This window comes from Rhodococcus sp. 114MFTsu3.1, assembly GCF_000383555.1.
GTDB lineage: Bacteria > Actinomycetota > Actinomycetes > Mycobacteriales > Mycobacteriaceae > Rhodococcoides > Rhodococcoides fascians_E.
In genome coordinates this window covers 37,826-62,834 of the sequence record NZ_KB911563.1, presented here as the reverse complement: position 1 = coordinate 62,834, position 25,009 = coordinate 37,826, and the positions used below count along the sequence as shown (strand labels likewise).

Below are 25,009 nucleotides of genomic sequence, written 5' to 3'. Positions count from 1 at the left end.
ATTCCTCGCTGGAGTTGATCGAATATCAGAAGCCGAGAAGCTCGGACACGTAGCCCCGAGCTCTGGATGCGTCGAAGGACCGTGCAATCTGCATCTTTTCGGCCTCGGCCGAACCTTCTGCATGGGTAGCGAGCACCGACTGGTACCCACCCCAGCTGCCGGTGCAGAGATCGCCGATCAGATTGATCAGCCGAAGTCTTTGCTCGGCCGGAACCGCTGCCGCAAAGTACTTCTCGAGGACCTTACGGGTGTCGGGGTCCGCCCAATCGCCCGCGCCTGGACCGGTGGCCACCAGTCCGCCTGCGAGGTCGAGGACAGCCGCGGTCGCTGCATGGAATCCGTGTGCGAAGTGATACTTGGCCATATTCACAGCGAGCGGGTCGGGCAACTGAACTCCGTTGTCTCCCTGCGTCGACCGGATCGCGGCGAGTTGGCCGAAACCACGAACGGTTTCTGTGTACGAAATCAGCTCGGTCAACTTGCTTTTCACGTGACCGGCCTTGGAGATTCCGTTGGCCTCGGCGACCATCGTCGCCGATCCGACGAGCAGGTCGAGCAGAGGCAACTTGTAATTGATGGCGGTGTACCGGTGGTAGTCGACGAATGCGATCGCAAGCGGACCTGCCAGTTCGGGTTGCCGAGCGAGGAACACGCGGTTCTTCGGGACCCGAACGTCGTCGAAGACGGTCAGGCTCTCCAGGAGCTTGTGCTTGGAGGAGAGCGGGTGGGTGAACTCGTCCCTGTCTCCGTGCAGGTAGGGCGAGACGTACAGGGTGAGCCCGGGTGTGTCCACCGGCACAGCGAAGCTGAGCGCATAATCCGCATCCGCGGGACCCATTGCGCGCGTGGGCAGGACCAGGATTTCGTCTGCGTTCGCGGAGAAGGAGGTGTGCACCTTCGCGCCACGAACCGTGATCGTCTCGGCGTCCTCGTCGACGATGTGCAGGTACAGATCGGGATCGGCCTGCTGATGTGGTGCAAGCATCCGGTCGCCCTTGACGTCGGTCTGTGCGACCGCGATCGCGACGTCGTTCGCGCAGCAATGCTCGTAGAACGCCTTGGCGTTCTCCAATCCCTCCCCGGACAGAGCACGCAGGAGACCGAACAGTGCGTCGCTACCGACCTCCTTCAAGACGATCGTGCCAGTGCCGAGTTTGCACACACTTTCGATCAGCCGCCCGCGACGCTCGATGTCCTCGGCGGTACGTGGTACTCGATAGAACGCGGTGTACGGACCCTGTCCATCGTCGGCGATGGCCAGATCGGGTTCGAGTTCCGCGATGTCGTACGCAAGCCCCGAGTGAGAGATCGCCGTGTCGAACTCGGAGAACGCCGTGACGTCGTCGACCTTCTGGCCCTGGTACACGACGTTACGGCCGTCTCGCAGCCCCTCTCGGTACTGGCGTGCTGTGCGAATGCCCATCTGACGAACCTCTCGGAAGTGACTTGCACACGACTACAACGGTACGACAGACCGTTCAACCGTTCGACTTCTGTTTAGTTTGTCAGCGGTGCATTTATGTGTCAACGTCTGAATTCCAAACCACGACCTTGATACTCGCGGAGTGCGACCCCGATCGTTGATACGGTTGCATCGATCGAACGTTCTCTGTTCAGCGAAAGGCATGCCATGTATCCCGGGGCCCACGTTGCGACCCACCCGAGCAAAGCTGCTGTAGTCATGGCCGAAACCGGTGAGACAGTGACGTTTGCCGAACTGGAATCCCAGTCCGTCCGCATTGCTCGCTATCTGCGCGACGCCGGACTTCGCGTAGGCGACCACATTGCGCTCGTCAGCGACAACACGGTCAGGGTGTTCGAAGTGTATTGGGCTGCGCTCCGGTCAGGTCTGTACATCACTGCCGTCAACCGTCATCTCACCCCCGCCGAGATGGCGTACATAGTCGACGACTGCGGAGCCCGCGCTGTCATCACCTCCGCTGCGCTCGGGGACACTGCCACGAAGGTTGCCGACTTGGTCGACGGCGTGGACATCCGCTTGGCCTTCGGGGGTCCGGTTCCGGGGTTCGACGACCTCGACGACGCGATCGTCGACCTGTCGGACGAACCCTTGGCCGATCAGCCGCGCGGCGCGGACATGCTGTACTCCTCCGGAACCACGGGCAAGCCCAAGGGGATCGAGCCGTCACTTCCGAATCGGCAGATCGAAGAACCCGGAGACACGATGGCTGCGTTGGCGTCGACGATCTGGAGTGTGGATTCGTCGACGGTCTATCTCTCGCCGGCCCCTCTCTACCACGCTGCTCCCCTTCGCACCGCCGCAGCGGTACAGGCTCTCGGCGGAACGGTCGTCGTGATGGGGAAGTTCGATGCCGAGCGCGCACTGTCCTACATCGAGAAGTTCGCTGTCACGCACAGTCAGTGGGTGCCGACAATGTTAGTTCGTATGCTGAAACTCCCCGACGAGGTCCGAGCGAAGTACGACTTGTCGACGCTGCGGGTGGCGATCCATGCAGCGGCGCCATGCCCGGTCGACGTCAAACACGCCATGATCGAGTGGTGGGGGCCGATTCTCGTCGAGTACTACTCCTCCACCGAACTGGCCGGATTGACGAGCATCACATCTGCGGAGTGGCTGAAGAAGCCCGGTTCGGTCGGTAAGGACGGGTTTCTGGGCACAGTGCGCATCTGTGGTCCTGACGGCGAGGTCCTGCCTCCCGGCGAAATCGGCGACGTCTATTTCGAACGAGACGTCATGCCGTTCGCCTATCACAACGACCCTGCCAGGACGAAGAGCGCACAGCACCCACTGCACGAGAACTGGTCCACAACAGGGGATGTCGGCTACCTCGACGAGGATCGCTATCTGTTCCTCACCGATCGTGCAACGTTCATGATCATCTCCGGTGGGGTGAACATCTATCCGCAGGAGATCGAGAACGTCCTGGCCTCGCATCCGAGCATCCTCGATGTTGCTGTGATCGGCGTACCCGACCCGGAAATGGGCGAGCAGGTGCTCGCCGTCGTGCAGTTGCTGCCCGGTGTCGAATCTTCCGACGAACTGGCCGAGTCGATCCTGAGCGAGGCACGAAACTCGTTGGCACGGTACAAAGTTCCGCGTCACATCGTCTTCACTTCGGACCTCCCGCGCACACCGACGGGCAAGCTCGTCAAGGGACGCCTGAAGGGCAAGTACGACAGCGTCGTACTTGGATGACCACAACATCGGACCGCCCGAAAACGGGAAGTTCGTTGCCCTAGGATTCACCGATGCGGCAGGACCTCCACCTGCGCTCGAGGGCCGGCGCTCCGACGGTCTCGACGAGATCCTCCCGCAGCGTGCAGCAGGTGCACCCGTAGCTGAGCTCGACGAGTTTCGTCGTGGGCATCGCCTTCGTCGGTCTTACGTGGGCGATCGCATGGCAACTCGCATCGACGGACGATCCGCGCGACAGTTCACGGGTCGACGCCGCCGAGCTCGCATTGATCAGGAAGGACGCCGGCACCGAGCAGCGCACTGCGCAGGAAATTGCCGGTGCGAGTCACTCGGCCTGGCGGGCAGTGGTTCAGCCCTCCGTGCTCGCAATCGCGTTGTCCCTGTTCTGCTACAACTACATCCTGTTCTTCTTCATGACGTGGTTCCCCGACCATCTCGTCGACGCGCAAGGCGTCAGCCTCCGTGACATGTCTTTGTTCACCGCCGTCCCGACCGTCACCGGCGTCATCGTCGCGGGCGACCACTACGGCAGCGCCTTCGCGACCGCCGGTGCGCTCGGCATCGTCGGTGCGGTCATCGTTCTTGTTCTCGTCCGGCAACGCGAGCATGCAGACGTTTCAACCGAATCGAGCACCACGTCGAACCCCTGAAACAGCTACAACGGGCACCGAACGGGTGAGCCGGCAACCCCTACACATCGAAGGCGCCTGCGAGCGAGGGCGGGCTCCTCCCACACGGCCGATATCTGCACCACTTCTGGACTCTTACCAGCGCACCCCGGGAGTGTTGCAAACTCCGCCGAATCCAAGCTTGCTCACGAAGTAAATGTATGCCCATAATGTGGGTGACAGTGTGGCGCGTCACAGCCAAGTTTCCTCCATGACGCCACTCACAACTCGTGGGAAGACCAACCGATGTCCGACATGTGGATCGTGATCAACACCGCCATAGCAGTGCTGGCGGTCGTTATCTTCATCGTGCGCTTTCGTTTCAACCCCGTCGTTTCGCTCGTCCTCGGTGCCGCCTACCTCGGCCTCGCCACCAAGCTGGGCGTCGAGAAGACGGTCGACACCATTGCCGGCGGTTTCGGCGAAATCATGGCCGAAGTCGGCCTGCTCATTGCATTCGGCGTTCTCATGGGCTCCGTGCTCCAGGAGATGAACGCCATTCAACGGCTGGTGGGCACACTGCTGCGCACCTTCGGCCCGAAACGGATGCCGTACGCGTTGTCGCTGACGATCGCGACCGTACTTCAATCCATCTTCCTGGACGTTCTGCTCGTCATCTCTGCACCACTCGCCCGGAACCTCGGACCCAAGATCGGTAAGTACGGCACCGCCCGCATGGCCACGGCGCTGGCCATCGCACTCGAGTGCGGCATCGTGTTCATGGTTCCCGGTGTTGCCGCCCTGGCTCTTGCGGGCCTACTCGGTGTGCCGCTCGGCAAGATGATGATCTACGGACTCATCCTCATCGTCCCCGTCGTCGTGCTCTCGGTCGCGATCATGTCGTTCGTCTTCCGTCACGGCTGGTGGAACGAGGAGAAGGACGAGGAGCAGGTCGCGGTCATCGACGAGACGGTCGGGCCCATCGACGGTGCGGACACGAACGACGAGCTGGGCGGAACGCCCGCTGCAGGAGGTTCCGTCAGCGGTACGTCGAACGACGGTGCGTCCGGAAACGGTGGCTCGGGCGCGGTCGGTGTCGCCGAGAAGGTGCGTGAGGAAAAGCAGACCCGCCTCATCGTGTTGCTCTCCCCGTTGCTGCTCTCGCTTTTCCTGATCGCCACCGGCGCGGTCTTCGAAGTCGCCGAACTTTCCCAGCCCATCGTGGAGTTCGTGGCGAGCCCGGTCATCGCTCTGCTGTTCGGTCTCGTCGGTACGTGCCTGATCGGCCGGTACCACGTCGGGCAGAAGCGCGTCGAGAAGGCGTTGGCACGAGGATTCGCCGAGAGTGGGCAGATCCTCATCCTCACCGGTGTCGGCGGATCGTTGGCGGCAGTCATCAACGAGGCAGGACTCGGTGAGATTCTGGGGCAGTACTTCACCGCGAGCACCGCAGCGCCGTTGTTGATGGTGTGGGTCATCGCTGCCGCACTGCACATCGCCGTCGGCTCCGTCACGATCTCCGCCATCACCTCGGCCGGAATCCTGGCCCCTGTCGCGCCGCTGATCGGACTAGACCCCGTCTTCATCGCTCTTGCGGCAGGCGCCGGTTCACTGTTCGCGGTTCACGTCACGAGCAACACCTTCTGGCTACTGCAGTCACTGATGGGCCAGACCACCCGCGGAACGCTCAAGACGTGCTCGGTCGGCGTGTCCGTCGCCTCCGTGATCGCCATCCTGCTGATCATGCCGATGAGCCTCGTACTGTGACACCCGACTCGAGCCGCACGGACCGTGCACACGACCAGAATGCAGTGCCGAGTACCGAAAGGAACACCATGACCGACCAAGCCCTACCACTGAGCGGAGTACGGGTACTCGAGCTCGGTAACTACATCGCCGCACCGACTGCTGCCCGTATGCTGGCCGATTTCGGCGCCGAGGTGATCAAGGTCGAGCGACCGGGCACCGGCGACGAACTCCGCAACTGGCGTCTGTACTCCGGCACCACCTCGATGCTCTACCGCACGATCAATCGCAACAAGAAGTCCATCGTTCTCGATCTTCGAACCGACCAGGGCCGGCAGGACGTCATCGACCTCGCCGAGAAATGCGACATCGTTCTGGAGAACTTCCGCCCAGGGACGCTCGAAAAATGGGGAATCTCGCCGGAAGTTCTCAGCCGCAAGAATCCCGACCTCATCATCACCAGGATCTCCGCATTCGGACAGACCGGACCCATGTCCGAGCGTCCCGGATTCGCCGCAGTTGCCGAGGCATACGGGGGTTTCCGCAACCTCGTCGGCGATCCCGACCGACCACCGGTGCGCGTCGGAGTCTCGATCGGTGATTCGATCGCAGGTCTCTACGCGGCGTTCGGATGCGTCATGGCCCTGTTCCAACGGCAGACCGCGAAATCCACTCTGTCTCTGACACAACGGTCCATCGACGTGGCCCTGAACGAATCCATCCTGTCGATGATGGAATCCCTGATTCCGGACTATCTTGCCTACGGCGTCGAACGCGAACGCGTCGGAGGCCGCATGGAGGGCATCGCACCGTCGAACGCCTACCCGTGCAACGACGGTCACTCCATCATCATCGCGGGTAACGGCGATGCGATCTTCCAGCGCTACATGGAGACCATCGAGCGACCCGACCTGGGCGCAGATCCCGACCTCCAGTCCAATGCCGGCAGATGGAAGCGTCGCGACGAGCTCGACGCCGCGATCAGTGCGTGGACCGGGTTGCATTCTCGTGACGACGCCCTGAAGCTCCTCGATGCTGCCGGTGTTCCGTCCGGCCCGATCTACACTGCCGCCGACGTGGTGGCAGACGCGCAGTACAACGCGCGCAACATGATTCAGAACTTTCAGGTCGACACCGGTGACAGTGAACCGGCGGACGTCGGTTTCGTGGGCATCGTTCCCGTCATCGGCGACACGTCGCTACCGATCCGATCCGTCGGCCCCGAGCTGGGCGAACACACAGCAGAAGTACTGAAGAACCTCCTGGGTAGAGAATCCGAAGAGATAGGCGCCTGATGTACACGTTCACTCCCACAGCGCACTTGCGCGACGTCACGTTGCGCGACGGACTCCAGCTGACGGGCAAGTTGCTCTCCGTCGAACGCAAGCTCGACATCACCCGACAGCTCATCGCTCTCGGTGTGCCCGAGATCGAGTTGGGCTCGCTCGCCAGACCGGACAAGGTTCCCCCGATGGCGGGAACACTCGAGCTGATCGGCGAACTGACACCGGAAGAGCTCGAGCGGTGCTGGGTGTGGGTCGCCACGCCGCGCCACGTCGAGAAGGCCGCAGCGGCCGGTGCACGTAATTTTCAGTACTGTCTGTCGGCGTCGGATGCACACAATCAGGCCAACATCGGCCGTTCGACGGAGACCTCGATCGCCGCGATGCCCGACGCCACCGCGATCGCCGAGTCGGTCGGGGGCAAGATCGAACTGTGCATCGCCACGTCGTTCACCTGCCCGTTCGACGGCCACGTTCCCGAGGATCGCGTACTGTCCATCGCCAACGACGACAGAACGGCCGGATCGGTCGACATCGTCATCTGTGACACTCTCGGACAGGCCGTTCCCGCTCAGGTGACATCGCTCGTTCAGCGAGTTGCTGCCGAGTCCCCGCAGCGACGCATCGTCTATCACGGTCACGACACGTGGGGCCTCGGGGTTGCGAACACGCTCGCCGCGATCACTGCAGGTGCCACTCTGGTCGACGGGTCCCTCGGCGGTCTCGGGGGTTGCCCGTTCGCTCCCGGTGCGAGCGGAAACACCTCGACCGAGGACATCCTCTTCGCCACTCGTCCGGACTGGTTCGACCCCGATAAACTCGCCACCATGGTCGAACTATCGGAGAAACTGCTTGCCGAGCTCGGTGAACCCATGCGGTCCAAGACCGTTCAGGGTGCACGCTCGAGTCGCGGCACCCGCACCGAGGGCACCGGATCCGCCAACGCATTCGAGTGGGTCATATGAGCAAGATTCTGGTCACGACCCCCATCCCGGCTCCCGGCATGGACATCCTGGCTGCAGCCGGTGAGGTCGAGGTGCTCGCGCTCGATCACGCGGGCCTCGTCGAACGATGTGCGTCGGGTGAGTATTCGGTCGTCGTGTCCCAACTTCGCGACAAATTCGACGCCGAGTTGTTGGAATCGGCCAAGCTCACCGGAATATCCAATTACGCAGTCGGATTCGACAACATCGACGTGGCAGCGGCAACCGCGCGCGGCATCACCGTCGGAAACACCCCTGGTGTGCTGACCGACTCGACGGCAGACATCGCGTTGCTGCTCATGCTGTCGACGGCACGCCGCGCGGTGGAGGCGGACAGCCTCGTGCGATCCGGAGGCTTCACCGGCTGGGCACCCGAGTTCATGCTCGGCACGGACGTGTCCGGGCGGGTTCTCGGCCTCGCCGGTTTCGGCCGGATTGCGCGCGCGACGGCGCGGCGTGCACTCGGTTTCGGTATGCAGGTCAAGTTCTGCCCACGTCCACCGTCGGATCGAGACGTCAGCGACGCCGAACTCGGTGAATTCGCCGGGCGCGTCGAGCACGTGACGTGGGACGAGCTGGTGACGACAAGTGACTTTCTGTCCCTTCACGTTCCGCTGAACGACGCGACGCATCACCTCGTCGACGCCGACGTGATGAAGGCGATGAAGGACTCGGCGATTCTGATCAACACAGCGCGCGGACCCGTCGTGGACGAGGCCGCGCTCGTGGAGGCACTCGGACACCGAACGATCGCCGCTGCAGGACTGGATGTGTTCGAACGCGAGCCTGCACTTGCGCCGGGTCTCGCGGAGCTCCCGAACGCTGTGCTACTCCCGCATGTGGGCAGCGCGACGGTGTCGGTGCGGTCGGAGATGGCCAGATTGTGCGCCGAGAACGCCGCCGCAATGTTCGGAGGTTCCCTTCCTCCGCACCCGGTCAACCCCGAAGCGTGGACTCACGCCGGGTAGCGACCACCGAGAGTTCGGGTGATCTGCTCGGCGTGCGAGACCAGCAGATCCACCCACTCCTCGCATTTCGAGAGAGGCATCCGGAGCGTCGGGCCACTGATCAACACGGCGCCGATGACGTCGGCCGCGGAATTGAAAACCGGGGCCGACAATCCGGATGCTCCTGTGTCCCGCTCGCCCGTCGTGATGGCGTAACCGTCGGATCTGGTTTTCCGCAGCAGTTCCCGAAGAATGTCGGTATCGGTCACCGTTCGGTCCGTCACCGGCTGAAGTTCCTGTGCCAGAATCTCTTCCGCCAAGTCGTCGTCGTACGCAAGCAGCACTCGCCCCGCAGAACCCGCGTTCAACGGAGCGATCTTGCCCACGTACATGTCGCGCCGGAGGGGATGCCGCGTCTCCGCCAACGCGACACACACTCGATAGTTCTGTTCCGCTCGAAAAAAGCACGTCGTCTCGGTGGTCTCGTCCCGCAAGTTCTTCAGGATCGGGGTCACGATGGACAACACGTCGAGGTCCTTGGCGGCAGTCGCGGCCCAGTAGGACATTCGCACGCCGATCCGAATCCGGTCGCCGCTTCGATCGAGAAAACCCTGTTGCACCAGGTTGGTGACCAGCCGCTGAACCGTCGACGTCGGAAGACCGGTGGAGTGCTGGATTTCACCCAGTGTCAACGACGGACGATCGAAGGAGAAGGCGTCGAGGATCTCGGTGATCTTGCCCAGAACGAGCAAGGGCTGCTGCTTGGATCCCGAAGAGTTGTCCGTGCTCACGACTCAAATGTATCCCGATATGCCGCTACGGTCCGACACATCCGAACCGGAGAAGCGGCCCGCATTCTGGCGAGCATCATGCATCGATCCCCAGCGCACCGGTGGTCATCTCCCGCAGCAACGGGCGGACATTCTTGGACCTAGTGCGCCCGGCGCTGTAGGGAGTCGAGTTGATCAAACCGAACACCGCGTGCGCTTTTGTGCGAGCATCGCTTTCGCTGAGGTTCGTGTCGTGAGCCCTCAGTTGGGCAACCCATAGCTCAACGTATTCGCGCTGCATCCGGCGCACCTTTCGCCGGGCTGCGTCCGGCAAATTCTGCAGGTCGCGGTCCTGGATTCGAATGAGCGCCGGGGATTCGAAGGCGAAGTCGAGGTGGAACTCGATCAGGTCGTCCAGCACGGTACGACCTGCAGGCTCGCGCTCTGCTACTCGCCGTCCACCGTCGAGTAGGTACTCCGAAATTCCGACGAGAAGTTCCACGAGAACGGACTCCTTGTTGGGAAAGTGCCGGTAGACGGCCGGCCCACTGACACCCACTGCAGCGCCCAGATCTTCGAGCCGCACGGATGCGAAACCGCGGTCGGCGAACAGTTCGGCCGCCGCGGAGAGTAGCTGCGCACGCCGTTCCGCCTTGCGGCGCTCGCGCAGCGTTTCCGGCTTGGGCTCGCCTTCCACGGTCTGTTCGGCCATCGATTCCCCTCCCCATCCTGGACAACTCGGTTAATTCTAGTTTACTATAAGTTCAGTTATTTCTAGTTAACTGAAACTATTCGTTTCGCAGGATCGGACCGAAGGCGCGCACCACATGGCACATGAACCCAACGCCAGCAGGGCAGAACACCAGCTCCTCACCGCCGAACTCTCCGAACGCCTCGCCGGCGCCGCGCTCGGCGGTAGCGAGAAGTCGAGAGAACGTCACGTTGCTCGAGGCAAGCTGCTCCCCCGCGATCGCGTGAACGAACTGCTCGACCCGGGAAGCCCCTTCCTCGAGATCGCTCCGCTCGCAGCCAACGGCCTGTACGACGACGAGTGCCCGGGCGCAGGGGTCATTGCGGGAATCGGCAGGGTGTCAGGGCGCGAGTGTGTCGTGATCGCCAACGACGCAACGGTCAAGGGCGGCACGTACTACCCGATGACGGTCAAGAAGCACTTGCGTGCCCAGGAGATCGCGCTGCAGAACACCCTGCCGTGCATATATCTGGTCGATTCCGGCGGTGCGTTTCTCCCCCGCCAGGACGAGGTGTTTCCTGACCGCGACCACTTCGGCCGCATCTTCTTCAATCAGGCCACCATGAGCGCCAAGGGAATTGCGCAGATCGCTGCGGTGATGGGGTCGTGCACCGCCGGCGGCGCGTACGTTCCGGCCATGAGCGACGAGGCCGTCATCGTCAGGAATCAGGGAACCATTTTTCTCGGTGGTCCGCCCTTGGTCAAGGCGGCCACCGGGGAGATCGTCACGGCCGAGGAGCTCGGCGGCGGTGACGTGCACTCCAAGGTCTCCGGTGTCACCGACCATCTGGCCGAGGACGATCGCGACGCACTGGACCGAGTGCGCAAGATCGTCTCGACGCTCGGACCTCGCACCCCGCGCCCGTGGGACATCGTGACGCCCCGTGAACCGATCGCAGACCAGCACGAGTTGTACGACGTGGTCCCCACGGACCCACGAACTCCGTACGACGTGCGCGAAGTGATCACCCGAGTCGTCGACGCAGGTGAGTTCGACGAGTTCAAGGCCGAATACGGTAAGACTCTCGTCACCGGCTTCGCGCACATCCACGGTCATCCCGTCGGTATCGTCGCCAACAACGGTGTTCTCTTTTCCGAATCGGCGATGAAGGGCGCTCACTTCATCGAGCTCTGCGACAAGCGCAGCATCCCACTCGTGTTCCTGCAGAACCTCTCCGGCTTCATGGTCGGGCGCGACTACGAGGCGGGCGGAATTGCCAAACACGGTGCCAAGATGGTGACTGCCGTCGCGTGTGCCCGCGTTCCGAAGTTGACCGTCGTGATCGGCGGATCGTACGGCGCAGGCAACTACTCGATGTGCGGGCGCGCCTACTCCCCCCGCTTCCTGTTCATGTGGCCCAACGCGCGCATTTCCGTCATGGGCGGCGAGCAGGCCGCGTCGGTGTTGGCGACCGTGCGCAGCGACCAACTCGATGCCGCGGGCAAGACCTGGTCGGAAGAAGATCAGGAGTCGTTCAAAGCGCCGATTCGCGCCCAGTACGAGACACAGGGCAACCCGTACTACTCGACGGCCAGGCTGTGGGACGACGGCATAATCGACCCGGCCGATACCAGAACTGTTCTTGGACTGGCATTGTCGGCGTGCGCCAACGCACCGCTCGAACCGGTCTCCTACGGCGTTTTCAGGATGTGAGACAAATGGTCGAAAGAATCGATACCGTTCTGATCGCCAACCGCGGTGAGATCGCAGTCCGCGTGGCTCGAACCCTGCGCACGATGGGGATCACCTCCGTTGCTGTCTACAGCGATGCGGACGCAGGAGCTCGGCACGTCACCGAGGCCGATACTGCCGTACGCATCGGACCGGCTGCAGCGAAGGACAGCTATCTGTCGATCCGCAACGTGATCGAGGCAGCCGAACGCACAGGCGCCCAGGCAATTCACCCGGGGTACGGATTTCTCTCCGAGAACGCAGAGTTCGCGGCCGCGTGCGCGGAGGCCGACATCGCATTCCTCGGCCCATCGGCCACGGCCATCGCCGCGATGGGCGACAAGATCACGGCGAAGGACGCCGTGACCCAGTTCGGGGTCCCGGTCGTTCCGGGCATCTCGAGGCCCGGGTTGACCGACGCCGATTTGATTGCCGGCGCCGACGAGGTCGGCTTCCCGGTACTGGTCAAACCGTCGGCAGGCGGCGGCGGAAAAGGAATGCGGCTGGTGGAGCGAGCAGAGGACCTGCCGGCCGCTCTGGCCAGTGCCCGCCGTGAGGCTGCGTCGTCGTTCGGCGACGACACGCTCTTCCTCGAACGGTTCGTCCTCCGGCCCAGACACATCGAAGTGCAAATCCTGGCGGACCAGCACGGCAACGTCATTCATCTCGGTGAACGCGAGTGCAGCCTGCAACGCCGGCACCAGAAGGTGATCGAGGAAGCGCCGTCGCCCTTGCTCGACGCGCAGACCCGCGCCCGAATCGGCGAAGCGGCGTGCAACACGGCCCGCAGCGTCGACTACACCGGCGCAGGAACTGTCGAATTCATCGTCTCCGCAGACAGCCCCGACGAATTCTTCTTCATGGAGATGAACACCCGCTTGCAGGTCGAGCACCCGGTCACGGAGATGGTGACGGGACTCGATCTCGTCGAATGGCAAGTTCGTATCGCTGCAGGTGAGGTACTGAGTCTGCAGCAGAACGACATCGTTCTCGCCGGTCACGCCATCGAGACCCGCGTGTACGCGGAGGATCCTGGCCGCGGCTTCCTACCTACCGGTGGCACCGTCGTCGGGCTCCGCGAACCCGGCGGTGACGGGGTTCGGGTCGATTCCTCGCTTTCCGTCGGTACCGAGGTGGGAAGCAACTACGACCCGATGTTGTCGAAAGTGATTGCGTACGGGCCCGATCGACCCACCGCCCTGCGCACACTCGATCGCGCGTTGTCGGAGACAGCCGTACTGGGCGTCGTCACCAACATCGAGTTCGCCCGATTCCTGCTCGACGACGACGACGTTCGAGCGGGCACGCTCGACACAGGTCTGTTGGACCGCCGACTGGAAGATTTCACTCCTGAGTCGGTGCCGGATCAGGCGCTGATCGCAGCTGCAGCCGTCTCCTGGCTCGAGATGTGGATCGGCACCGGGGCCGACATCTGGTCGTCCCCGACCGGATGGCGGGTGGGCGAGCACGCGCCGTTCACTGTGCGATTGTCCACGGGCGAAGCGGCAGTGCACGTCTCGATCAGAGGTGTTCCTGGATCTGCGACGGTTGCCGTCGGCGATGGGCCGTCCAGGCCCCTGCACGCAGAAGTACGAACGGACACCATCGTGACCGTCGTGGACGGTCACCGTGAGACTGCGCGATTCGCCCACGCCGAGAATGCGACGTGGATTTCCAGTTCACGCGGAACCTGGTCGATGTCGACGGTGTCCGAGCCGAGTGTTCGCGCCGAGGAAGCCCACTCGGGTAACGCCGAGATCGTCAGCCCGATGCCCGGTTCGGTCATCGCTGTCGAGGTCGCTACCGGCGACGCCGTGAGTGCAGGAACCGCCGTCGTCGTCGTCGAAGCGATGAAGATGGAGCACGCCCTGACTACACCTGTCGACGGAACCGTCGAACTCGCAGTGTCGGTCGGAGACCAGGTTCAGGTGGACCAAGTTCTCGCCCGCATCATTCCCAACGAAGATTCAGAGGTGCAATCGTGACCGACTACCTGTCATCTTCCTCCCTGCCGGACGAGTATCGCCAACTCAAGGACTCGGTAGCCGATTTCGCGAAAACGGTGGTCGCGCCGGTGTCGGCGAAACACGACGAGGAGCACTCCTTCCCCTACGACGTCGTGGCGAAGATGGGCGACATGGGCTTGTTCGGACTCCCGTTTCCCGAGGAGTACGGCGGGATGGGCGGCGACTACTTCGCGCTCTGCCTTGCCCTCGAGGAGCTCGGCAAGGTGGATCAAAGCGTCGCGATGACACTCGAAGCAGGGGTGTCCCTCGGCGCGATGCCCGTGTTCCGATTCGGCAACGACGCGCAGAAACAACAGTGGTTACCGAAATTGACCACGGGTAGGGCGCTGGCGGCCTTCGGTCTCACCGAGCCGGGAGCGGGCAGCGATGCCGGCGGCACCAAGACCACCGCGAAGCGCGACGGCGGTGACTGGATCATCAACGGCAGCAAGCAATTCATCACCAATTCGGGAACCGAGATCTCCGAGCTGGTGACGGTGACCGCAGTGACCGGGGTCGACGAGGCGACAGGCAAGAAACGCATCTCGTCGATCCTCGTGCCGACCGACACACCGGGATTCGTCGCCGAACCCGCCTACAACAAGGTCGGGTGGAACGCGTCGGACACACATCCGTTGAGCTTCACCGACGTCCGCGTACCCGTGGAGAACCTGCTCGGGGACGAGGGGCGCGGGTACGCCAACTTCCTGCAGATCCTCGATGAAGGCCGTATCGCCATCGCTGCCGTGTCCGTCGGTGCGGCACAAGGATGCGTCGACGAGAGCGTCAAGTATGCGAAGGAGCGCGAGGCGTTCGGCGCACCGATCGGACGCAATCAGGCGATTTCGTTCAAGATCGCGCGGATGGAAGCGCGTGCGCACACCGCCCGTACCGCGTACTACGACGCCGCCGCGCTGATGCTGGCAGGTAAACCGTTCAAGAAAGCAGCGTCGATTGCCAAGCTCGTCGCCTCCGAGGCTGCGATGGACAATGCCCGAGACGCGACGCAGATCCACGGTGGATACGGATTCATGAACGAGTACGTGGTGGCTCGGCATTATCGGGACAGCAAGATCCTCGAGATCGGCGAAGGAACGACCGAGGTCCAATTGATGTTGATTGCGCGGGGGTTGGGACTGTGAGCGGGAGGACTATTCGGCAGCGAGGCCTGTGGTTCGAGGAAATGGAGGTCGGCGTCACCTACGAGCATCGGCCCGGCCGAACCGTCACCGAGGCGGACAACACGCTGTTCACGACCCAGACGATGAACACTCAGGCACTGCATCTCGACGCCGCGTACAGCGAGAGCACATCGTTCGGTGAGCGGTTGGTCAATTCGATGTTCACGGTGTCCACCGTCGTTGGCCTGTCCGTCGCACAGCTGACTCAGGGCACCATCGTGGCGAATCTCGGATTCTCCGAGGTGACGTTCCCCAAACCGCTGTTCCACGGCGACACGCTGTACGCCGAGACTTCGATCTCGGACAAGCGTGAGTCCAAGAGCCGGCCCGGCGAAGGCGTCGTCACGTTCACGCACACCGGGCGTAACCAGCACGGCGACGTTGTCGTGGTCGCTGTCCGCAAGACACTGGTTCGGATGAAGCCGGCCACGGACCCACTGTCGGAGGATCGTTCATGAACTGGGTGCCGCCCGGTCCGGCCTGGTTGTTCTGCCCGGCGGATCGACCGGAACGGTTCGAGAAAGCGGCCGCGCGCGCAGACGTCGTCATCCTGGACCTCGAGGACGGCGTTGCACCGGCGGACAAGGCTGCTGCGCGCGAAGCACTGGTTGCCACCCCACTCGACCCGACCAGAACCATCGTCAGAGTCAACGCGCACGGCACCGACGACTGCTCGGCGGATCTCACCGCACTGAACAGAACCGACTACACCGTCGTCATGCTTCCCAAGTGCGAGAGCCCCCAAGACGTGTCCGCCCTGGCGCCCCGCGATGTGATCGCGTTGTTCGAGTCACCGGCCGGGGCCGTCGAGTGCCACCGTGCTCTGGGCGCCGACAACGCTGTCGGCGCGATGTGGGGCGCCGAGGATCTCATCGCCGCCTTGGGCGGTAGCTCCAGCCGATTGCCGGACGGCTCGTATCGAACTGTCGCGCACCATGTCCGGTCTCAGGTTCTGCTCGCCGCGAAAGCGCGGGGTTTGTTCGCCCTCGACTCGGTCTATCTCGACATTCCCGATCTCGACGGTGTACGCGAGGAGGCCGACGACGCCGTGGCCGTAGGCTTCGACGGCAAGGTCGCGATCCATCCCAGTCACATCCCGGTGATCCGCCGCGCCTTCGCGCCGACGGACGACGAGATCGATTGGGCCGAGCGCGTTCTGGACGCCGTGCAGTCGAACCGCGGCGTGTTCAGCCTGGACGGCAAGATGGTCGACGCGCCGGTGCTCACCCATGCTCGACGAATCCTGGCGCGTCGGACCACGTCCCCGTAGCTCGGCGCACCGGTGCAGGCATAGACGATCGCCCGACGGGGTAAGGACCATCGGTGCCCGAACTCCCCGAAGTCGAGAACGCCAGACAAGTCGTCGAGAAGGCGCTCGATCGCGTCATCGTCGAGATCGACGACGCCGACACCTTCGAATGCAGACCCCATCGTCCGGGCGACATTGCCCGGGCACTCACCGGCGGCATGCTGGTCGAAGCGCGCCGCCGCGGCAAAGCGATGTGGTGCGAGACCAGGCTCGCCGACGGCTCCGACGGCCCGACTCTTGGAATTCACCTCGGTATGGGTGGACGCATCATCGTCACCGCACCGGACGGCGAGCAGACGTCCCGGTACGGCGGCGGCGATCCGCATGTCGGCGAACGGGACGCGGACAAACCCGAGTGGACTCGGTTCGCGATCACGTTCGACGACGGCGGACAGCTCCGTCTGTTCGACAAGCGGCGGCTCGGCCGTGTACGGCTCGAACCCGATATCGACGCGCTCGGCCCGGATGCCGCCGAGATAACCCGCGACGATTTCCGGCACCGCATCGGCATCAGCGGTGCTCCTCTGAAAGCACGCTTGCTCGATCAGGCCGCGGTGTCCGGGATCGGAAACCTCCTCGCCGACGAGGTTCTGTGGCAGAGCGAACTGTCACCGTCACGCCGTGCGAAGACCCTGACGGTCGACGAACTCGACGAACTCCGAGTGATTCTGCGGCGCGCGATCAGGTCCGCCATAAAGAAAGGCGGAGTACACACCGGTGAGATCATCCCGTTCCGCAAGAAGGATGCGACGTGTCCTCGCTGCGGCGCACCGATGTCTCGCGGAACCGTCGGCGGCCGTACGACGTGGTGGTGTTCCCGCGAACAGGAGTGATGTCGTTCCCAGAGTCTATTCGGGCAGAGTAAATTCGGGCAGAGTCGACCCGGGCAGAGTCGACTCCGACGAGTCAGCCCCGTCCCATGTACGGCATCCGGTTCGCCATGATCGTCATGGTCGGGACGTTCACGTCCAGCGGCAGGTCCACCAGCTGCACGACAGTGTTCGCGACGTGCACCGGATCGAACGTAGGTTCCGGGCGGCTGGACCCGTCTGCCTGCCGAGCGGCGTGTGCGATGCCCGCGGTCATGTCGGTCGCGGCGTTGCCGATGTCGATCTGGCTGCAACAGATGTCGAAATCGCGGCCGTCGAGGGCGATGGACTTGGTCAGCCCGGACACTCCGTGCTTGGTTGCGGTGTAGGCGACACTCCCGGGACGCGGCGTGTGCGCGGAGATCGAACCGTTGTTGATGATCCGGCCGCCTCGTGGGTCCTGGGCCTTCATGATGCGGACCGCCTCGCGCGCGCAGAGGAACACCCCGGTGAGATTCGTGGCAACGGTCTGCGACCAGTCGGCGGGATCGACCTCGTCGATGCTTCCCGACGGCCCGAACGTGCCCGCGTTGTTGACGAGCACGTCGAGTCTCCCGAAGTCCGCGACCACTCCTTCGAACAGTCGTTTGACCGAATCGGGCACGGACACATCACATTCACGGACGTCTGCTCGATCGTGTCCTTCGGCAACCTCGTCGAGACTCGACCGGGTCCTGCCCACCAACACCACACGATGGCCGACGTTCAGCAGGCCTGTCGCCATGGCGCGCCCCAGCCCGGATCCCGCTCCGGTCACGACGATCACACGAGGCGCACGTTCGACTTCGGTCACCATGACTCCATTCCATCACGCCGCCAGAACGAGGCTTGCATCTGCGCACCCGACGCGCTCGACGCCCTACCGCCGACGGTCAGGTTTCAGTCGGTCGTGCCTGTGCATAGGTTCCCGGCGGAACGCCGACGAGTTCGGTGAACTCCCGCGTGAAGTGAGCTTGGTCGAACCAGCCGTAGCGAGCCGCGAGGTCCGCAAGCGATCCGGAGTAGCCGTTGTCCAGATCCGTCACCGCGTCGTGAATGCGATAGCGCGCCAGTACCCACTTGGGTGTGGCGCCGACGAGCTTCTCGAAAAGTCGCTGCAGCCGCCTCGTCGCGATCCCGCACCGGTCCTCGACCTGCTGGACTCGGACGAGGGAGCGGTCGTGCAGCATCACCTCGATCATGTCCAGAACTGTGGAGTAGTCCGGCTCGACGCCCCGCACGTACGGGCGGAGTGCGGCGTCCATGTGCAATCGACACTCGTCCGGCGTGAGATGCGAATCCAGAGTTGCCAGCGACCCGACGGTCTCCGTCGAGAACGCGACGGGAGGTGCGACGAGCACGTCGCGCAACGTGCGGGCGTGAGTGCCGGTGAACGACGCGAATCCTCCCGGACGAAACTTGGCCCCGAACACCCATCCGGAGTGCGCCAGTCGGACGTCGAACCGTCGAGTGAGTACGCCCGTCACGACCACCGGATCGGTCACCCCTTCTCGAAGGTGCCCGCGTTCGACGCTCAAGGTGCATGCTGGGTGCGCAAGCGTCGAGCTGGCGTACGTCGATCCGGACGGCAGATCCCAGCGCAGAAGCCAGTAGTTCTCGATCCACGGAGACAACGGAGCCGAGCAGGGAAGCCGAGTGAGCTCGACGTGGCGTGCGAGTTCAGCGGGTCGTAGAACACCCGCAGTGGTTGCTGTCGCATTTTTCCTATCCGCCACGTGGAGCAGTCTAGGAGGCTGTGACGACACCGTTCGTCAGGAGAGAGACATGAACACCACGCCCGTGGCAACACTGAAGATGGTCACACTGGACTGCGCTGACCCCGAGGCCAGCGCGACCTTCTGGTCGTCTCTGCTCGGATGGGACGTCGTCCACTCCGAGAAGGGCTACGCGATGTTGGCGGGCCCCAGCAGCGCGTTGGGGTTCGGACGAGTCGAGGACTATGCCCCGCCCACGTGGCCCAACGAACACGGCAGCAAGCAGTTTCACTTCGATCTAGCCGTGGCCGATCTCGACGACGCAGCACGCGCGGCCGTCGACCTGGGCGCCACCCTCCCCGACGACCAGCCCGGCGAAACCTGGCGGGTCCTGCTCGATCCGTCCGGTCACCCCTTCTGCCTGACCAAAGCCGAGAACTGGGGATAGTGCGAGAAGAACGACATCCCAGGGTCCGGTCCGTCCTGCGAGCTACTTGTTCCGCTTCTGTTCCGCTCGGATCAGCCCGCCGCCGACGATCAAACGCTGTATCTCGCTCGTACCCTCGTAGAGACGTAGCAACCGCACGTCGCGGTAGATCCGTTCGACCGGTATCTCGCGCATGTAGCCTGCACCGCCGTGGATCTGGACCGCGAGATCGGCTACCTTGCCGACCATTTCGGTACAGAAAAGTTTCACGGCAGAGGGGGCGATGCGTCGGTCTGTTTTCTCGACCCAAGCCCTCGCTGCTTCCCTGACCATGGCGCGGCCGGCCATGACCCCTGCCTGCTGGTCGGCGATCATCGCCTGCACGAGTTGAAAATTTCCGATCGGCTCACCGCCTTGCCTCGACACCGCAGCGTGAGACACCGACTCGTCGAGCGCACGTTGTGCCTGACCGACGGCGAGTGCGGCGATGTGCACTCGCCCACGCGCCAACGACGTCATCGCCGCTTTGTACCCGATGTCGCCGTTTCCGCCGACAAGCGAATCGGCCGGGGCCCTCACGTCGGTGAACGTCACGTCCGCGGTTCCCGATCCCTGCTGGCCCATCTTGGCGTCCTTGGCCCCGACGGTGATTCCAGGAGTGTCGGCAGGGACGAGGAACACTGCGATACCGTTACCGCTCTCCGGTTTCGGATCCAACTTGGCGAAGACGACGAACATATCGGCGATCGGCGCGTTGGTGATGTACCGCTTGTTGCCGTTGATCACCCAGCCCGAACCGTCGACTCTGGCCGTGGTCGCGAGCCCAGCAGGATTGGAACCGGCACCGTCCTCGGTCAGAGCAAACGAGGCGACGATGTCGCCTGCTGCCATACCCGGCAGCCACTTCGCCTTCTGCTCCTCGGTGCCGAAACCGACGAGAACCTGCCCGGCAATCCCGTTGTTGGTACCGAACATCGACCGCAGGGCCAGCGACGTGTAACCGAGCTCCATCGCGACTTCGACATCCTGAATCAGGTTGAGACCCAGTCCGCCCCATTCCTGCGGTATCGCGAACCCGAACAGGCCCATCTCCGCGCACTGCGCCCGCACATCATCCGGTACGGCATCAGCGTTCATGATCTCCACTTCGCGCGGTACGACGCGTGACCGCACGAATTTCGAGATCTGCCTCAGCACATCGGAAAAGACATCGTCGGGTACATCCGGGTTCAGGGTGTCCATGCATCCACTATCGACCCGGACACCACTTTGCAGCAATCACCAAGCGACTGGTTCGCTCGCACCGACAGCTTGACTCTCCAGTGCAGGGAGACTGGATGGTAGGAGCATGAACGAACCAACGCCGCCGGAAACAAATACCTTCTACCCGACCACCCTGTCGCTGAAGGGTCGAAGGGCCGTTGTGGTCGGCGGGACCAGAGGCCTTGGATCGGCGGTCATCGATCGTCTCGCCGACGCCGGAGCACAGGTGCTGTCGGTCGGTCGAACACCTGCGCGCAGGACCAGGGTTGACGGCACGATAGAAGTTGACGTCACCGACCCGGTGTCGGCGGGCAAAATTGCTCGCGCGGCGGACGATGCAGGCGGAGTCGACTTCGTGGTGCACGTAGCAGGCGGTTCCTCGTCCCCGGGCGGCGGCCATGCGACGATGACCGACGCCCACTGGTACGACGAACCTGCGCTCAACCTGATGTCAGCGGTCCGCATCGACAGAGCGTTGGTGCCGCTTCTGTTCGCGAACGGAGCGGGTGCGATCGTGCACGTCGGGTCGATACAAGGCAGGATGCCGTTGTACGACGGGACACTGGGTTATGCCGCTGCCAAAGCCGCGTTGCGCACGTACAGCAAGGGGCTCGCGAACGAGCTCGCTCCTCGTGGAATACGCGTCAACACGGTCTCACCCGGCGGGATTCAGAGCGACGGCGCACTCGATCTGGCCAGGCGGATAGCCGCGGCTCGCGATGTGAACGAGCAAGAGGGCATGACTGTTGTCATGGACTCGCTCGGTGGGATTCCGGCCGGCCGATTGGCGCCGGCCTCCGAGATAGCCGACGTCATCGGATTCGTCGTGGCCGACGCGGCTGCATCGATGACGGGACACGACGTGATCGTGGATGGGGGCACCGTGAAGACGACGTGACCGCCGCACCCACGACGAGTCGACGGGTGCTCAGCGCGAGTGCGCAGTGACCTGTGCCGACCGCGGTCGGGTCAGGCTGCGCGGACCGACAGCAGCGGTACGGATGTTCGGGTACGACGGCTTCGGCGTGGAGGGCGCGGTCGTCGGCTCGGTGCGTCGTTCGCCCACACGAACCGACTTTGGACCGGCGCACGGGTATACGACGCCGTCGATCCGCAACGAAACCTCGTAGTTGCCCTTCACCAGCGCGAAGGTCGACATCGTGACGCCCGTGTGACCCTCGGGAACCACCACGCGGTGACTCAGTGCGAACACCCCCGCGTGCAACACCTCGCAGACCTGACCTGGGCGAACGTTGTCGGCTCGGACTGCGATCACGTTGGCCGCACCGCTTCGTGGGACCGACGCGGACACTTCGGGTGCATCGTCGACGAGCCTGAGATGGTTCCTGTCGCCCCGCATGAACTCACTCCTCCAGTCAGCAGGCCCCGACATCGACGTCGAATGCCTCTCGATGGGTATTCGGATTCCGTCGCTGCAGGTATTGGTTTGTCCGCGGATCGGCTTCAGCGGTGACGCACTCGGCCGAGGCCCGCAGTCGATGATTCTGCGGTGCGCGTCAAACCCAACGCTGTCAACAACGCGATTCCCCACAGCGCGAACAGCGGATCCCACACGATCGCGTGTCCGATCATCGTCGTCTCGTTGTATCCACCGCTCGGTGTGAACAGTCCAGCCAGCACCGCGCCTGCCGCGATGGTCGACATGCCGCCCCACCCGACCAGAACGAATCCGCCCGCCCAACCGACCACCCGCAACGGGCGGTGGAAGCGCCCCTGATGACGCTCGTCGACCCACGGCACGACCGCCGCAACCAGCTTGACGACAGCGATCGTCCCCAGCGCCAGCCCGGTCGTCAGCGGGTGTTCAACCGAAAGCTGGACGGCCCACTCCCCGACCGATTCGAGCTGCCATCGCCCGCCGAGCGCCCAGTACATGCTTGCCACCGCGTGAACCACCCCGGCCCCGGCGGCAACCGCGAACGCTGCAGTCGAAGCCTTCGTTCGCTCGGTGCCCCGTGTTCGCATGGAACAACGGTACGAATTACCCGAGGGCGGCACATCCAGGATTACCCGGAGTGCTGCCCTGACCGCACCCGGATACCGACACCCAGTTTCCGGCGCCGCACTACGGGAGCGAATTCGCTTGCACGGTGACTGTTGTCGTGGGGCTCGAGCATCACGCTGGGGCTACCAGTGCGCGATGGGAACTGCATCTCGCTCCACTCCATGCGCCGCTATGAAGCACGGAGGTTGGCATCCTCACTCCGAATCGACCGTGCTCGTGGTCGATTCCGGCGCCGACGGCACCCAAGGCTTCAGCGGTTGCACCACATCACGGTAGAACGCATCTATCCCATCGGTGACACTGCCGATGAAGCTCGCAGCAGTTCCCGACCGCTTGCTGCCCATCTTCGAGGGTGACGTGAGGGTGAACCGTCGCAGTTCACTGACCCGCCCGGAAGTCAGTGATTTCGTGTCAGCGCGGACGGTCGCCAGGTTTTCGCACGATACCTCGCTGACATCGGCGAACACTGCCTCGACGAGCACGTCCGCCGGCGCATCCTTCAATTGTTTCAACAACCACGACGCGCGTCGGAGAGACGTTCCGTCGGCCGGGGCGTCGATACTCGTACTGCACTGAATCTTGTTGGTACGCAGATCCGCTTCGACGGTCACGTCACCCGCTGCATCGGGTATGCGGAGCGTGGCAACAAGACAACCGGTAGCGGCGAGTTGGTTGACGATGAACTCGTTCCGAGCCTGCGGGTCGCTGCCGAGTTTCCTGGGCAGGTGATGCTTCACCGTTGCTCCCAGATCCGCTGTCATACGCAACGCCAGATGCCGTGACAACGACGCCCATGTGTTGGCGACCGACAGTGCCTTCGCGTCGCTCGGACGAAGCGTGCCTGCCGACACCGAATCGCGCACCGCGACCCAGTGACGCCCCATGTCCACGAACTCCGTCGCGCCGGACTTGGGATGAGTCAGATATCGAACGAACTCGCTCAGGATCCAAACTTGCAGTGAGTCCGTGAGATCGCCGTGTGACAGCAACATTCGAGCTTCGTGAATAACTTCGGACCAGGACATGTGCCGCAAGGCAACATTGTTCAGCTTGAACTTGTTCACCTGAACCGGAAGTTCGCCCACCGACGCCGGAATGTCGTTGGACACGCTGAGCACGACCTCGTACTTGTGCCGTTTGGCAACGTCGAGATAGTTCTCGAGTTGCTCCTTCGTCAACTTGCCGGTGCCGGTCTTCACCTCGAGCAGTGCCGTCCATACGTGTCCGGCGCGGGACACCCGAAAGACGCCGTCGGGGATGACCTTGCCATCACCTTTGACGAAGGGAACCTCGAGGTACCCCTCGAACGGACCGGCCGGCGCCCCAGCGCGCGAACAGATGGCGCGAGCGAACGGACGCACCGCCTGCATCGTTGCGATGAGTGCGGAGGTCGCCCGCTTCTCCTGCTCTTCACCCGAGCCGACACCCGAGATGGAGAACAAACGGGCGGTGTGCCACCCCTCCCCTCCCGCCAGAGTGAATTGAGGCGGCGACGCCTTCTTCGCCACTGGCTTCTTCGTTCGAACGCCTCGTTTGGGCGGATCTACGTCGACTATCGAGACTTCGACGACCTCGCCCGTTTCCGTCCTGGCCTGCGCATGCGAATCTGCGACTTCGACCACGACGACGTCGTCGACCTGTTCGGTTCGATCAGCGTCGTCGACGTCGACACCGAAATCCTGCGCCAAACCGGCAAGTCCGGACTCCCACCCCTGGCCCACCGCCCGAAGCTTCCACACGCCGTCCCGGCGGTACACCTCACCGAACACGAGGGCATGCTCCGATGTCGCATCGGCTGTGACGAACTCACCCAGAATCGAACCGGATCTATCTCTGACCTGCAGCGCCAGCTTTCCGAAGTCGCTCAGTGGGCGCCCCTCCGAACTTCCCGCGATCACAACCTTGAGCACGTCCGCCGGAAGCGAGTGGAGATGGATCGATATCCGCTCCTGCTTGCCCTCGTCGGTACTGCTACGTCCCAAGTATCGAACTGCGGCATCGGCAGACTCGGGCTGGTTGTAGAACACGAAGTCGGAGTCCGATCGAACCCGGTTGCTGTCGTCGACGAGGAGAGCCGATGCATCGAGATCTCGGTCCGGATCCACCCACGACACGATGACATCCAGTTCGGTTACCTCTGCCGGTAACGCGACGTTCTCGCCCTTGGTCAGAAAAGGTGAACTCACGCGCAATCGCTCCTGTCGCACAAACAGACTCCGAAGTCTCAGAATATGCAGTCCGCCGGACGGTCGGGCGCTCTCCAAAGACATTCATTCGACCGAATGACTCCGGGACT

The 25,009-nt window shown here is 63.4% G+C and carries 23 protein-coding genes and 1 pseudogene; 14 read left to right on the top strand and 10 right to left on the bottom strand.

Features of this window, described 5'->3' with window-relative positions:
• Positions 1-25: 25 nt before the first annotated feature.
• Positions 26-1,423: a 4-hydroxyphenylacetate 3-hydroxylase N-terminal domain-containing protein gene (locus tag H292_RS0125500; protein ID WP_019667747.1), complete on the bottom strand. Its 1,398-nt coding sequence runs from the start codon at positions 1,421-1,423 to the stop codon at positions 26-28.
• Positions 1,424-1,630: 207 nt separating this feature from the next.
• Here H292_RS0125500 and H292_RS0125495 point away from each other — a divergent pair, with 207 nt between their 5' ends.
• Entirely contained in the window at positions 1,631-3,178 is a 1,548-nt protein-coding gene (locus tag H292_RS0125495) for an acyl-CoA synthetase (RefSeq protein ID WP_020113277.1), read from the top strand.
• 67 nt (positions 3,179-3,245) lie between these two features.
• Here H292_RS0125495 and H292_RS28255 read toward each other — a convergent pair.
• Positions 3,246-3,338, bottom strand: a pseudogene (locus tag H292_RS28255) (GTP-binding protein); the annotation flags it as partial.
• Positions 3,339-3,342: 4 nt separating this feature from the next.
• On the opposite strand from H292_RS28255, the gene H292_RS0125485 reads away from it, so the two are divergent.
• From H292_RS0125485 to H292_RS0125465, 5 genes are all read left to right on the top strand, one after another.
• A complete protein-coding gene (locus H292_RS0125485) occupies positions 3,343-3,828 on the top strand; it encodes an MFS transporter (protein WP_020113275.1) in 486 nt (161 codons plus the stop codon).
• Positions 3,829-4,092: 264 nt separating this feature from the next.
• On the top strand, positions 4,093-5,553 hold the full coding sequence (locus tag H292_RS0125480; RefSeq protein WP_019667751.1) for a GntP family permease: 1,461 nt from the start codon (positions 4,093-4,095) through the stop codon (positions 5,551-5,553).
• A 68-nt stretch (positions 5,554-5,621) separates the two neighbouring features.
• On the top strand, positions 5,622-6,827 hold the full coding sequence (locus tag H292_RS0125475) for a CaiB/BaiF CoA transferase family protein (RefSeq protein ID WP_026348238.1): 1,206 nt from the start codon (positions 5,622-5,624) through the stop codon (positions 6,825-6,827).
• Complete coding sequence (locus H292_RS0125470; RefSeq protein ID WP_019667753.1) at positions 6,827-7,780, top strand: hypothetical protein; 954 nt, start codon at positions 6,827-6,829, stop codon at positions 7,778-7,780. Before H292_RS0125475 ends, H292_RS0125470 begins: the two co-directional genes overlap by 1 nt.
• Positions 7,777-8,766, top strand: a complete 990-nt coding sequence (locus tag H292_RS0125465) for a 2-hydroxyacid dehydrogenase (protein WP_019667754.1) — start codon at positions 7,777-7,779, stop codon at positions 8,764-8,766. Before H292_RS0125470 ends, H292_RS0125465 begins: the two co-directional genes overlap by 4 nt.
• Here the strand turns inward: H292_RS0125465 and H292_RS0125460 are convergent.
• Both H292_RS0125460 and H292_RS0125455 read right to left on the bottom strand, forming a co-directional pair.
• Positions 8,754-9,536 (bottom strand): IclR family transcriptional regulator, encoded by a 783-nt coding sequence (locus H292_RS0125460; protein ID WP_020113274.1) that lies wholly within the window; start codon positions 9,534-9,536, stop codon positions 8,754-8,756. The two genes, H292_RS0125465 and H292_RS0125460, sit on opposite strands and share 13 nt — an antisense overlap.
• 76 nt (positions 9,537-9,612) lie before the next feature.
• Complete coding sequence (locus tag H292_RS0125455) at positions 9,613-10,227, bottom strand: SACE_7040 family transcriptional regulator (RefSeq protein WP_020113273.1); 615 nt, start codon at positions 10,225-10,227, stop codon at positions 9,613-9,615.
• A gap of 115 nt (positions 10,228-10,342) precedes the next feature.
• Between H292_RS0125455 and H292_RS0125450 the strand changes: the two genes are divergently transcribed.
• From H292_RS0125450 to H292_RS0125425, 6 genes are read left to right on the top strand one after another with little or no spacing between them, the layout of a single operon-like run.
• Positions 10,343-11,920, top strand: coding sequence for a carboxyl transferase domain-containing protein (locus H292_RS0125450; RefSeq protein WP_020113272.1), 1,578 nt, complete (start codon positions 10,343-10,345; stop codon positions 11,918-11,920).
• 5 nt (positions 11,921-11,925) lie between these two features.
• On the top strand, positions 11,926-13,923 hold the full coding sequence (locus H292_RS0125445) for an acetyl/propionyl/methylcrotonyl-CoA carboxylase subunit alpha (protein WP_020113271.1): 1,998 nt from the start codon (positions 11,926-11,928) through the stop codon (positions 13,921-13,923).
• A complete protein-coding gene (locus H292_RS0125440) occupies positions 13,920-15,086 on the top strand; it encodes an acyl-CoA dehydrogenase family protein (RefSeq protein WP_019667759.1) in 1,167 nt (388 codons plus the stop codon). The genes H292_RS0125445 and H292_RS0125440 overlap by 4 nt, the downstream gene beginning before the upstream one ends.
• Positions 15,083-15,583 (top strand): MaoC family dehydratase, encoded by a 501-nt coding sequence (locus H292_RS0125435; protein ID WP_027499085.1) that lies wholly within the window; start codon positions 15,083-15,085, stop codon positions 15,581-15,583. Before H292_RS0125440 ends, H292_RS0125435 begins: the two co-directional genes overlap by 4 nt.
• Complete coding sequence (locus H292_RS0125430) at positions 15,580-16,395, top strand: HpcH/HpaI aldolase/citrate lyase family protein (protein ID WP_020113269.1); 816 nt, start codon at positions 15,580-15,582, stop codon at positions 16,393-16,395. Before H292_RS0125435 ends, H292_RS0125430 begins: the two co-directional genes overlap by 4 nt.
• Before the next feature lie 53 nt (positions 16,396-16,448).
• Positions 16,449-17,267 carry an Fpg/Nei family DNA glycosylase gene (locus tag H292_RS0125425; protein WP_020113268.1) on the top strand — a complete coding sequence of 273 codons (819 nt, stop codon included), beginning with the start codon at positions 16,449-16,451 and terminating at the stop codon, positions 17,265-17,267.
• Positions 17,268-17,340: 73 nt separating this feature from the next.
• Here the strand turns inward: H292_RS0125425 and H292_RS0125420 are convergent, their stop codons facing one another.
• Both H292_RS0125420 and H292_RS0125415 read right to left on the bottom strand, forming a co-directional pair.
• A complete protein-coding gene (locus H292_RS0125420) occupies positions 17,341-18,099 on the bottom strand; it encodes an SDR family oxidoreductase (protein WP_020113267.1) in 759 nt (252 codons plus the stop codon).
• A 76-nt stretch (positions 18,100-18,175) separates the two neighbouring features.
• Complete coding sequence (locus H292_RS0125415) at positions 18,176-19,018, bottom strand: helix-turn-helix transcriptional regulator (protein WP_231383927.1); 843 nt, start codon at positions 19,016-19,018, stop codon at positions 18,176-18,178.
• 49 nt (positions 19,019-19,067) lie between these two features.
• On the opposite strand from H292_RS0125415, the gene H292_RS0125410 reads away from it, so the two are divergent.
• Complete coding sequence (locus H292_RS0125410) at positions 19,068-19,445, top strand: VOC family protein (RefSeq protein ID WP_020113265.1); 378 nt, start codon at positions 19,068-19,070, stop codon at positions 19,443-19,445.
• A gap of 42 nt (positions 19,446-19,487) precedes the next feature.
• On the opposite strand, the gene H292_RS0125405 is transcribed toward H292_RS0125410, so the two are convergent.
• Entirely contained in the window at positions 19,488-20,666 is a 1,179-nt protein-coding gene (locus H292_RS0125405; protein ID WP_019667766.1) for an acyl-CoA dehydrogenase family protein, read from the bottom strand.
• Positions 20,667-20,772: 106 nt separating this feature from the next.
• Between H292_RS0125405 and H292_RS0125400 the strand changes: the two genes are divergently transcribed.
• On the top strand, positions 20,773-21,585 hold the full coding sequence (locus H292_RS0125400; RefSeq protein ID WP_231383926.1) for an oxidoreductase: 813 nt from the start codon (positions 20,773-20,775) through the stop codon (positions 21,583-21,585).
• A gap of 30 nt (positions 21,586-21,615) precedes the next feature.
• Here the strand turns inward: H292_RS0125400 and H292_RS0125395 are convergent, their stop codons facing one another.
• The 3 genes from H292_RS0125395 to H292_RS0125385 all read right to left on the bottom strand — a co-directional run bounded on the left by H292_RS0125395 (position 21,616) and on the right by H292_RS0125385 (position 24,899).
• Positions 21,616-22,047 carry a hypothetical protein gene (locus H292_RS0125395; RefSeq protein ID WP_020113263.1) on the bottom strand — a complete coding sequence of 144 codons (432 nt, stop codon included), beginning with the start codon at positions 22,045-22,047 and terminating at the stop codon, positions 21,616-21,618.
• 104 nt (positions 22,048-22,151) lie between these two features.
• Positions 22,152-22,673 (bottom strand): DUF3995 domain-containing protein, encoded by a 522-nt coding sequence (locus H292_RS0125390; RefSeq protein WP_019667769.1) that lies wholly within the window; start codon positions 22,671-22,673, stop codon positions 22,152-22,154.
• A gap of 234 nt (positions 22,674-22,907) precedes the next feature.
• Positions 22,908-24,899, bottom strand: coding sequence for a TerD family protein (locus H292_RS0125385; RefSeq protein ID WP_020113262.1), 1,992 nt, complete (start codon positions 24,897-24,899; stop codon positions 22,908-22,910).
• Between the last annotated feature and the right edge of the window lie 110 nt (positions 24,900-25,009).

Excerpts from the sequence above, each read along its gene's own strand:
- H292_RS0125500 (WP_019667747.1), bottom strand. The coding sequence starts at position 1,423 with ATGGGCATTCGCACAGCACGCCAGTACCGAGAGGGGCTGCGAGACGGC.
- H292_RS0125495 (WP_020113277.1), top strand. The coding sequence starts at position 1,631 with ATGTATCCCGGGGCCCACGTTGCGACCCACCCGAGCAAAGCTGCTGTA.
- H292_RS0125480 (WP_019667751.1), top strand. The coding sequence starts at position 4,093 with ATGTCCGACATGTGGATCGTGATCAACACCGCCATAGCAGTGCTGGCG.
- H292_RS0125475 (WP_026348238.1), top strand. The coding sequence starts at position 5,622 with ATGACCGACCAAGCCCTACCACTGAGCGGAGTACGGGTACTCGAGCTC.
- H292_RS0125470 (WP_019667753.1), top strand. The coding sequence starts at position 6,827 with ATGTACACGTTCACTCCCACAGCGCACTTGCGCGACGTCACGTTGCGC.
- H292_RS0125465 (WP_019667754.1), top strand. The coding sequence starts at position 7,777 with ATGAGCAAGATTCTGGTCACGACCCCCATCCCGGCTCCCGGCATGGAC.
- H292_RS0125455 (WP_020113273.1), bottom strand. The coding sequence starts at position 10,227 with ATGGCCGAACAGACCGTGGAAGGCGAGCCCAAGCCGGAAACGCTGCGC.
- H292_RS0125450 (WP_020113272.1), top strand. The coding sequence starts at position 10,343 with ATGGCACATGAACCCAACGCCAGCAGGGCAGAACACCAGCTCCTCACC.
- H292_RS0125445 (WP_020113271.1), top strand. The coding sequence starts at position 11,926 with ATGGTCGAAAGAATCGATACCGTTCTGATCGCCAACCGCGGTGAGATC.
- H292_RS0125430 (WP_020113269.1), top strand. The coding sequence starts at position 15,580 with ATGAACTGGGTGCCGCCCGGTCCGGCCTGGTTGTTCTGCCCGGCGGAT.
- H292_RS0125420 (WP_020113267.1), bottom strand. The coding sequence starts at position 18,099 with ATGGTGACCGAAGTCGAACGTGCGCCTCGTGTGATCGTCGTGACCGGA.
- H292_RS0125410 (WP_020113265.1), top strand. The coding sequence starts at position 19,068 with ATGAACACCACGCCCGTGGCAACACTGAAGATGGTCACACTGGACTGC.
- H292_RS0125405 (WP_019667766.1), bottom strand. The coding sequence starts at position 20,666 with ATGGACACCCTGAACCCGGATGTACCCGACGATGTCTTTTCCGATGTG.
- H292_RS0125400 (WP_231383926.1), top strand. The coding sequence starts at position 20,773 with ATGAACGAACCAACGCCGCCGGAAACAAATACCTTCTACCCGACCACC.
- H292_RS0125395 (WP_020113263.1), bottom strand. The coding sequence starts at position 22,047 with ATGCGGGGCGACAGGAACCATCTCAGGCTCGTCGACGATGCACCCGAA.
- H292_RS0125390 (WP_019667769.1), bottom strand. The coding sequence starts at position 22,673 with ATGCGAACACGGGGCACCGAGCGAACGAAGGCTTCGACTGCAGCGTTC.